Origin of the sequence: Kitasatospora sp. NPDC057692 (assembly GCF_042799475.1) — a bacterium.
GTDB lineage: Bacteria > Actinomycetota > Actinomycetes > Streptomycetales > Streptomycetaceae > Kitasatospora.
This window is the reverse complement of sequence record NZ_JBHVIV010000099.1, coordinates 1-6874: the sequence shown is the minus strand read 5'-3', so window position 1 is coordinate 6874 and position 6874 is coordinate 1. Positions and strand designations below refer to the sequence as shown.

8 protein-coding genes are annotated in these 6874 nt (G+C 74.2%); all 8 read right to left on the bottom strand.

Going from position 1 to position 6874, the window contains the following annotated elements; all coding sequences use genetic code 11:
• Positions 1-17 precede the first annotated feature (17 nt).
• The gene (locus tag ACFVFS_RS35375) at positions 18-335 is read right to left on the bottom strand and encodes a hypothetical protein (RefSeq protein WP_380629007.1); all 318 of its coding nucleotides are present in this window, start codon (positions 333-335) and stop codon (positions 18-20) included.
• Positions 328-762 (bottom strand): YbaB/EbfC family nucleoid-associated protein, encoded by a 435-nt coding sequence (locus ACFVFS_RS35370; protein WP_380629005.1) that lies wholly within the window; start codon positions 760-762, stop codon positions 328-330. Before ACFVFS_RS35370 ends, ACFVFS_RS35375 begins: the two co-directional genes overlap by 8 nt.
• A gap of 114 nt (positions 763-876) precedes the next feature.
• The gene (locus tag ACFVFS_RS35365; RefSeq protein WP_380629004.1) at positions 877-3024 is read right to left on the bottom strand and encodes a hypothetical protein; all 2148 of its coding nucleotides are present in this window, start codon (positions 3022-3024) and stop codon (positions 877-879) included.
• Between the two features lie 117 nt (positions 3025-3141).
• Positions 3142-3588, bottom strand: coding sequence for a hypothetical protein (locus ACFVFS_RS35360; RefSeq protein WP_380629003.1), 447 nt, complete (start codon positions 3586-3588; stop codon positions 3142-3144).
• A gap of 19 nt (positions 3589-3607) precedes the next feature.
• Complete coding sequence (locus tag ACFVFS_RS35355) at positions 3608-3910, bottom strand: hypothetical protein (protein WP_380629001.1); 303 nt, start codon at positions 3908-3910, stop codon at positions 3608-3610.
• An 84-nt stretch (positions 3911-3994) separates the two neighbouring features.
• Positions 3995-4342 (bottom strand): hypothetical protein, encoded by a 348-nt coding sequence (locus tag ACFVFS_RS35350; protein WP_380629000.1) that lies wholly within the window; start codon positions 4340-4342, stop codon positions 3995-3997.
• A 144-nt stretch (positions 4343-4486) separates the two neighbouring features.
• The gene (gene eccB / locus ACFVFS_RS35345) at positions 4487-5944 is read right to left on the bottom strand and encodes a type VII secretion protein EccB (RefSeq protein ID WP_380628998.1); all 1458 of its coding nucleotides are present in this window, start codon (positions 5942-5944) and stop codon (positions 4487-4489) included.
• Between the two features lie 91 nt (positions 5945-6035).
• Positions 6036-6874 (bottom strand): type VII secretion integral membrane protein EccD (gene eccD / locus ACFVFS_RS35340; RefSeq protein WP_380628996.1); only part of this gene is annotated, 839 nt, incomplete at its 5' end.

Genomic DNA, 6874 nt, shown 5'->3' with positions numbered 1-6874 from the left:
CGCGGCGCGGCCGACCTCTAGAGGCCCGAGGCGAGGGCTCCGGCGTCGTCGTTCGCGCGGTCGAGCTTGTCCGCCAGGCGTTCGCCGTTCTCGCCGACCGAACCGACCACCTGGCGCACCTTCTTGAGGAGTTCCTCAAGGTTGGCGGTCGGGTTGTCGACCTGCGCGTGGTACTGCTTGCCGATCTCGTCGTTGCCGCCGACCGTCTTGTTCAGCCGGTTGATGATCTTGACGTTCTCCTCGATGTCCTTGAGGACGTCCTTCAGCTCGGTGAACTCGCCGAAGGACTTCTTCATGTACTCGGTCTTCGCGAGCACATTGGGGTCCTCAGCCACCGAACTCCTCCTGCTTGCGGGACTTCTTCTTCTCGTCGTCGAAGCCGGGGCGCATCGACCACAGCGGCTCCAGCAGGTCGTCCAGCTCGGTCCCGCCGGTCATCGACAGCCGCAGGGACTCGCCCACGCCCTCGAACTCCCTGATCCGGGCGGCGACCTGCTCCCCCACCTTGGCGCGGGCCTCGTTGAGCACGTCCTTGAGCTGCTCGGCCAGCTCGGCCGGGGCCTTGTCGCGGTAGCCGGTGTTGTGGAAGGTCAGCGCGACGACCTGGCCCTGCGGACCGACCTTCACCGTCACCAGGCGGTCCTTGGAGGTGACGGAGGCGGTGAGCTGCGCGAGCTCCGCCTGCGCCTCCTCGGCCTTGGCGAGCTGGGTGCGCATCGCCTCCATGGTCTGGGCGATCTGGTCCGCGAACGGATTGCTCATGACGGGGTTCCTCGTTTCCTCGTTCCGGTCGGCACGGCGCGGCGGCCGCGGGGCGGACGCCCGCCCGGGGGGGGGACCGGCACCGGGAGCCCGCGCCCGGTGCCGGGGGCGGCGTCAGCGGCCGATGACGCCCTCGACGGCTCCGGTCTCGGTGCCCCAGACCTCTTCGTCCTCCGCCAGCCAGGTGGTGCGCTGGCGGTCCTTCTCGTTGGCGCCCCCCGCGCCCCCGGCGCCCATGCCGCCGGGCGGCATCATCGGCGGCATGCCGGTGCCGCCGGTGGTGTTCACCCGGCTCCCGGTCAGCGCCGCCTGCTCGGCCGCGGCGGCGCGGGCCGCGCGCTCCGCGGCCATGCGCTCGGTGGCCGCGTCGGCGGCCGCCCTGAGGGTGGTCGGGTCGCCGCCGGTGGCGAGGCCCCGCGCGTTCGTCCCGGCGACGGCGCCGGTGATCGGGGAGATCCCGCCGGGGCCGGTGAGCAGGGATCCGCCCCCGCCACCGGCGGACCCCAGCAGGCCGGAGCCGCCGATCCCGGAGGCGCCGAAGCCGAAGTCGTTGGGCGCGAGCAGGTCGTCGCCCGGGTCGAGGTAGTTGCGGCCGAGGTCGTCGAGCACCTGCCGGCTCTGGGTGACGGGAGTGCCCTGCCCGTCCAGCAGGGTGCCGTCCGGGGCGATGGTGTAGTCCCGGCCGACCACCATCGGGTTGCCGCGGCTGTCCAGGACGGGCCGGCCCTCGCTGTCCACCACCCGGCCGTCCTCGGTGACCCGGGAGCCGGGCGGCACGACGACGTTGCGGCCGCCGGAGCCGACGCCTCCGCCGACGCCCACGCCTCCGGTCCAGGTGCCGCCGCCGGGCAGCGTCGTCCCTCCCCCGGGCACACCGGTCCCCCCGCCGGGCAGCCCGGACCCGCCCCCGGGCAGGGTGCTCCCGCCCCCTCCGCCGCCGCCGATGCCGATCTCCGGCGGCTTGGGCAGGCTGGTGGGGGGCTTGGCGCCGCTGCCGCCGGCTCCGGCGCCGGTGTTCCCCCCGATGCCGCCGGTGTTCCCCCCGATCCCGCCGATGCCGCCGGTGCCGCCACCGCCTCCGCCGGCGCCTCCGTCGAGCTTGAAGTCCTTGTTGCCGGACCCTCCGCCGAGGTCCTGCTTGATGTTGTTGATGTCGTCCTTGATGCCCTTGGTGGGGTCGTCCTTGCCGCCGGCTCCGGCGCCGCCGGGCGGGACGTCCACCTTGGGCGCGACCGGCGGCGGCATCCGCATCTCGACCCGGGGGTGGCTGGCGTTGAACCGGTTCGAGAGGGTCGTGTAGGCCGTCTCCAGGAAGATCAGCGCCCTGGTCGCCTCGTTGTCCAGCGAGCCGAGGTTGCCCAGCCAGAGCTCCTTGGCCCGGACGACGACCTTCTCCCAGAACTCCTTGGTGTCCGGGTCGCCGAACGGGGAGGTCACCTTGAAGGTCAGGTCGGATGCGGTCTCCGCGCTGGAGAGGTGGGAGGACTTGAGCGCCGCGTCGTACTCCGCCGGGGTCAGCTGCTGGATGTAGCGGACCTCGACCGTGGCGGTCCTCATGGCGTCGGCCAGGGCGTCCTGGAGCGCGAGGGCGGGGTGGTACAGCCGGGTGTTGCGCCAGTTGGTGAAGCCGATGTGGAGGATGTCCAGCGCGGTCTGCAACTGGGGCAGCACCCCGTTCAGCGCCGCCTCGACCCCGTTGTCCGCCAGCTGGTTGCGGAAGCTGGCGATCTCGCCGTAGTAGGCGCCGAGCACCGTGTGGAACGCCCCGGCGGCGCTGCCCTGCCAGTCCCCGTCCGGCGCGTCGACCTCGTCGACCCAGGCCTTGGTCTTGGCGGCCCAGTCGTCGAGGACGAGCCGGACCTGCTCGTGGGCCTTCGCCACGCGCATGAAGGCGCCCAGGTCGACCCGGTCGTTGGCGAACGGCGGGTTCCGCAACGGGCTGAGGATGTTGAGGAACTCGTGCTGCCAGCGGTCGAACGGGGAGCCGGCGTTGATGGTGGAGTAGTCGAAGTTGATCCCGTAGGTCAGACAGCCGTAGCGCTTGATGTCGTAGCCGTCCGTGTAGTGGAAGTTCCAGCCCCACCAGGCGTCGTGCGGCATCCCCTCCTGACCGGAGGTCTTCCACTCCGAGTAGACCTTCCGGTCCCCGTTCCCGTCGCCCGGCGGCCACTTGACGTCCTTGCCGGCGACCGCGCCGCGGTCGACGAGGCTGGTCTGGGCCGACGACGCGAAGATCGCGAGGACGTCCTCCCACTTACCCACGGTGATTCCCTTCGGCCGGACCGGCGCGGTCGGATCGGATCTGAGCGGCCCCGCGGGGCCGGTGGCGCGGGCCGACCGGTGCGTCGGCCGGCCCGCGTGACGGAAAGGCGGCCGGGGTCAGCGGCCCCCGGTACCGGTCCCGGAACCCCCGCCGGGAACGACGTCGTTGAGGATGTACATCAGCTCGGCCACGGTGAGGGCGTCCTCGGTGCCGTTCTGCAGGATGAGGTCGGCGTTCTTGAGGTCCAGCTTCATCTTCTGGGCCTGGGTGTTGACGCTGCTGAAGCCGTTGTTGACCGCGGTGAAGTAGTTCTTGAACGCGGTGGCGAGGATCCCGATGGAGGGCGCGGTCCCGCTCGGGTTGCCCGCCAGCAGGTGCGAGGGGTGGCCGCTGCTCACCAGGCCGCCGTCGGTCGCGTAGAGGCCGACGTCCCGGATGTTCCCGTTCTGCACGTACGCGTCGATGATCAGCTGGAGCTTCTTGTCCGCGAACTCCGCGATGTAGCCCTCGGTGATCTTGGTGACGCCGCTCCCGCCGCCGGGCTCGTTGTCTTTGTCTCCCATGGCGTGTCGGCTCCGTCCGTCAGCCGATGCCCTGGCCGGCGTGGTTGTCGGCCTGCCACAGGACGTGGTGCATCTCGGCGAGCGCCTTGGTGGCCTCGTCGATGTCGTTGATCATCGCGGAGTCGAGCCGCTCCAGCTCGGCGGAGAAGTTCCGGGCGGCGTCGGCGTAGAAGCCCTGGAGGTCGCCGCCGAAGTGCTGGTTGAGCGTGTTCTTGGTCTTCTCCATCGCGGTCAACATCGCGTGGCCCTCGTTGCGCAGGTAGTCGATCGCTTCCTGCACACCCGCGTGCTTGACGAACAGCGAGTCCTGGGGGGTCGTCATCTGGTCGCACTCCCGTTCCTTGGAGGTCGGCCGGGGCGGGGCGCCCCGGGCCGGGGTCGTGAGGGGGTCTCCGCCGGAGACCCGTTACTTCTTGCCACCGAGGACGTCCTCGACGTAGCTGCCGGCGCCGTTCCCGATGCCGGTGGCGATGGTGTTGGAGTGCTCCTGGCCGCTGTTGATGCTGCGCTCGCCCTGCTCCAGCTGGCCGTGGAAGGTGTTGTACTTGCCGGCCAGCTCGTTGTACTTGGCCTGCCAGTCCGCGATCTTCTGCTGGAAGATGGTGCTGGAGCTGGCCTGGAAGTTGTGCCGGAGCTCCTCGATGCTCTTCTCGATGTTGGCGTCGATCGCCTTCATCGCGTTGAACTGCTCGTCCACGGTGCCCTTCACGGCCCGGATCGCCGTGGCTTCCGTCCTCGTCGTCCCCGTCGTCATGGCACTCCCTCTCTCGCGCGCCCCGTCTCCCGTGCCGTTGCCGGCGGGCGGACCGTCCGGGGCGTGGCGGCGGTCCGCCAGGCTGAACGGGCCCGGGGCCCGGGCCGGTTCAGCCGCCCCGGACGGCGGGCCGCCGACCGCCGCTCAGCGGACGCACTTGCCCTCGGCCGCGGCCGGCTGGACGAGCGAGGCGCCGGCCAGTGCGGCCGGGTCCAGGCTCGGCCCGGCCGGCAGCAGGGCCAGCAGCCGGCCCGGGACGGACACCGGGGCGGCCCCCGCGTAGCCCAGCTTCTCGACCGCCGCCGGGGCCAGCGGGTAGCGCACCCCGTTCTCGGCGACCAGGTACAGCGTCGTGCCCTGCCCGGAACCGGAGAGGGCCCGGACCAGCGCGCCCCCGCCCGGCCGGACCGCGATCCGGTCGGCCGGGGTGCAGCTGGGCACGACGCCCGGCTCGGACACCGGGGGCAGGCCTAGGACGGCGGTCGCGTCCACCGTCCGCAGGTCGACCTCGCCGGTCCCGGCGCCGGGACCGGCGGTGGGCAGTCCGGCGCAGAGCGCCTGGCCCTGGCCCGGCGCCAGCAGCGCGGGCGGCCGCTCGGGAAGGCCCGCCGGGACGAGCTCGGCCGTCGCGGCGGCGGAGGCGGAATGGGCCGCCAGGTCCGCGGCGCCGACCTGGCCCACCGTCACCGGCCCGTTGGCGTAGGCGTCCACCTGGGTGCGCGGGTCGCCCTGGACGAGGGCCAGCACGGTCGGCCCGACCGGGACCAGGCCCTGCGCGGTGAGCAGGTAGCGGTCCTCGCCGGTGCCGGCGAACAGCTGGCCGGTCCGGGTCGGCCGCCCGGCGAGTTCGGGTCCCGCCGTGCCCCGGCCCGGCAGGTCGGGGCCGCGCAGGGCGGGGCCGGTCGCGAAGGTCTCCAGGAAGGCCGCCGTCACGGGGAAGGGGACCGCCGCCTGGTAGCCGAGCGCGCGCACCGCGCCCTCGGCGACACCCAGCGCGTAGCGCCGGCCGTGCCAGAGCAGGTGCGGGGCGCCGTCGGGCCCGGCGACCAGCGCCGCCCGGTCCCCGGCCGTGCCGCCGCCGGGGCCCGCGCCGACCGCCAGGGCCAGCATCGGCGCGGGTTTGGCGCCCGCGGTGGCCGCCTGCACGGTGCAGGCCAGCCAGTCCGAGCGGTCCAGCCCGCCCGGGGCGGGCAACGCGTCGGGGGCGCCGACGATGCCGACCGGCCCGCCGCGCGCGGCGCCCTCCAGCGAGTTGCGGGACACCTCGTCGACGACGAGCTGGCCGCCCGCGAGGAGCCTGGCACTGGCCTGGTTCAGCACCGGATGCAGCAGGCCGCCGGCGTAGAGGTAGCGGGTGCCGGTCTCCTTGACGACGACCACGGTGCCGGGCTTGCGCCAGCCGGCCGCGCCGCCGGGCTTGACGATCCCGTAGACGCCCGCGCCCAGGCCGGCCAGCAGCGCGAGCGCCACGCCGATGGCCGCGCCCCGGTTGGTCCGGCCGATGGGGGTGTCGGGGGCGTCGGGCTCGGCCCTCAGTACGCCGGCGGCGACCCGGCCCATGACGAAGAGGTGGGCCTGCACCTGGTCGCGGCGGGACTGCATGGGGTTGGTCCTCCCTGCGGTTCGTGGGGCCCGGTCCGGCGGTCCGGCCGGGCCGGGGCGTCCCGGCGGCGGGCCGGGACCGGACGGCGGATCAGCCGCCGAGCCCCCGCATGGTCCGGTAGAAGCCGAGCACCTGGAGGGCGAGCGGCAGCAGGGCGAGCGCGGCCAGGCTGTGCACCAGGTCGCCGGCCCGGCCCCAGTACGGCAGCAGCCGGCGCCCCGGTACCGTCCAGGCGAGGACGCCGAGCCCGACCGCGAGGACCAGCAGGGCCCCGAACAGCACCAGCCGGTCCGCCCCGCCGCCGTCCACGCCGAGCCGCACGGCCAGCAGCACCAGGCCGAGCGCCCCCGGGAGCAGGACGGCGAGCCGCTGCCGGATGCCGCCGATGTCACGGGCGTGGAGCATGAGCAGCAGCGACAGGTCGACGGCGGTGGCCCGGGTGCCCCAGCCGGTGTCCGGGGACCACGCGAGGGCGGTCAGCGCCGCCGCGCAGACGGCGCCGAGGGCGATCAGGAAGGCCGCCAGGTAGCCGTCGGCCACCGCACTGCGGGAGAGCACGTCCTCGGCGGGGAACGGCTCGATCTCCTCCTGGAGCTCGTCGGAGTTGCGCGGGAGGGCGGGCAGCCGCAGTCCGGCGAGCTTGAACGCCAGACCCGGCACGAAGGCCCCCAGCAGCACCGCGCCGGCGGCGCCCACGGCGGCGATGCCGGCCGCGCCGGCTCCCGCGGCGGCCATCGCCCCGGCGGCCAGGGCGAACAGGGCGGCCACCAGCAGGCCGGGGAAGAAGAAGCCGCCGCCCGCCACGGCCAGCGCCACCGCGGTCGCGCCGACCGCGGCCGAGCCGCCGGCCAGCAGCCGGGTGGACCCGTCGAGGCCGGGCAGCAGCGCCGCGGCGGCCGCCGCGTGGGCCACGCCGGCGGCCGCCAGCG

Bases quoted from the DNA above. Each gene is read 5' to 3' on its own strand.
- ACFVFS_RS35370 (WP_380629005.1), bottom strand. From the start codon at position 762: ATGAGCAATCCGTTCGCGGACCAGATCGCCCAGACCATGGAGGCGATG.
- ACFVFS_RS35360 (WP_380629003.1), bottom strand. From the start codon at position 3,588: ATGGGAGACAAAGACAACGAGCCCGGCGGCGGGAGCGGCGTCACCAAG.
- ACFVFS_RS35355 (WP_380629001.1), bottom strand. From the start codon at position 3,910: ATGACGACCCCCCAGGACTCGCTGTTCGTCAAGCACGCGGGTGTGCAG.
- ACFVFS_RS35350 (WP_380629000.1), bottom strand. From the start codon at position 4,342: ATGACGACGGGGACGACGAGGACGGAAGCCACGGCGATCCGGGCCGTG.
- eccB (WP_380628998.1), bottom strand. From the start codon at position 5,944: ATGCAGTCCCGCCGCGACCAGGTGCAGGCCCACCTCTTCGTCATGGGC.